Below are 1,754 nucleotides of genomic sequence, written 5' to 3' on the forward strand. Positions count from 1 at the left end.
CTTCAAAAGACTCCTTAGAAAGGAGGTGATCCAGCCGCACCTTCCGGTACGGCTACCTTGTTACGACTTCGTCCCAATCGCCAGCCCCACCTTCACTCATTCCCTCCCCGAAGGGTTAGGCCACAAGTTTCGGGTGTTGCCGACTTTCATGACGTGACGGGCGGTGTGTACAAGGCCCGGGAACGTATTCACCGCGGCGTTGCTGATCCGCGATTACTAGCGACTCCACCTTCATGGGGTCGAGTTGCAGACCCCAATCCGAACTGAGACCGGCTTTTAGGGATTCGCTCCACCTTACGGTATCGCACGCCCATTGTACCGGCCATTGTAGCATGTTTGCAGCCCAAGACATAAGGGGCATGATGACTTGACGTCGTCCCCACCTTCCTCCGAGTTGACCCCGGCAGTCTCCCATGAGTCCCCACCACTACGTGCTGGCAACATGGAATAAGGGTTGCGCTCGTTGCGGGACTTAACCCAACATCTCACGACACGAGCTGACGACAGCCATGCACCACCTGTCACCCACCAACTAAATGACCCCACATCTCTGCAGGTCCACGGGTGATGTCAAACCTTGGTAAGGTTCTTCGCGTTGCGTCGAATTAAGCAACATGCTCCGCCGCTTGTGCGGGCCCCCGTCAATTCCTTTGAGTTTTAGCCTTGCGGCCGTACTCCCCAGGCGGGGCGCTTAATGCGTTAGCTACGGCGCGGAAACCGTGGAAAGTCCCCACACCTAGCGCCCAACGTTTACGGCATGGACTACCAGGGTATCTAATCCTGTTCGCTCCCCATGCTTTCGCTCCTCAGCGTCAGGTAAGGCCCAGAGACCCGCCTTCGCCACCGGTGTTCCTCCTGATATCTGCGCATTTCACCGCTACACCAGGAATTCCAGTCTCCCCTACCTACCTCTAGCATGCCCGTATCCACTGCAGAACCGGAGTTAAGCCCCGGTCTTTCACAGCAGACGCGACACGCCGCCTACGAGCTCTTTACGCCCAATAATTCCGGACAACGCTCGGACCCTACGTATTACCGCGGCTGCTGGCACGTAGTTAGCCGGTCCTTATTCCCCACCTACCGTCAACCCCCAGAGAACTGGGAGCCTGCGTTGGTGGTAAAAGAGGTTTACAACCCGAAGGCCGTCATCCCCCACGCGGCGTCGCTGCGTCAGGCTTTCGCCCATTGCGCAATATTCCCCACTGCTGCCTCCCGCAGGAGTCTGGGCCGTGTCTCAGTCCCAGTGTGGCCGGTCGCCCTCTCAGGCCGGCTACCCGTAATCGCCTTGGTAGGCCTTTACCCCACCAACTAGCTGATAGGCCGCGAGCCCATCCCCGACCGAAAAACTTTCCACCCGCCACCATGAGGTGACAGGTCGTATCCGGTATTAGACGGCGTTTCCACCGCTTATCCCGGAGTCAGGGGCAGGTTGCTCACGTGTTACTCACCCGTTCGCCGCTCGTGTACCCCGAAGGGCCTTACCGCTCGACTTGCATGTGTTAAGCACGCCGCCAGCGTTCGTCCTGAGCCAGGATCAAACTCTCCATAAAGGTCATACAACCCTAACCCGGCCACCGCGGACGGGGCCTGGGCGGGTAAACCTAGAAGTAATCCTGACCGACCATCTTGCGATGGCCAATCAAAGGAACCCTTCACACCGAAGTGTGACGGGGCCAAAACAAACATGGCTTAAAGAAAATCAAACACGCGCTGTTGAGTTCTCAAGAAACAACCGCTCATCCCGTACAAGCCCC

At 57.8% G+C, this 1,754-nt stretch carries 1 rRNA gene; it reads right to left on the reverse strand.

Annotated elements, in window-relative coordinates:
• Window positions 1-18 precede the first annotated feature (18 nt).
• Window positions 19-1,550 (reverse strand): 16S ribosomal RNA (locus tag ADL05_RS26755).
• Between the last annotated feature and the right edge of the window lie 204 nt (window positions 1,551-1,754).

It is taken from the genome of Nocardiopsis sp. NRRL B-16309 (assembly GCF_001279585.1).
In the GTDB taxonomy this organism is placed as follows: domain Bacteria; phylum Actinomycetota; class Actinomycetes; order Streptosporangiales; family Streptosporangiaceae; genus Nocardiopsis.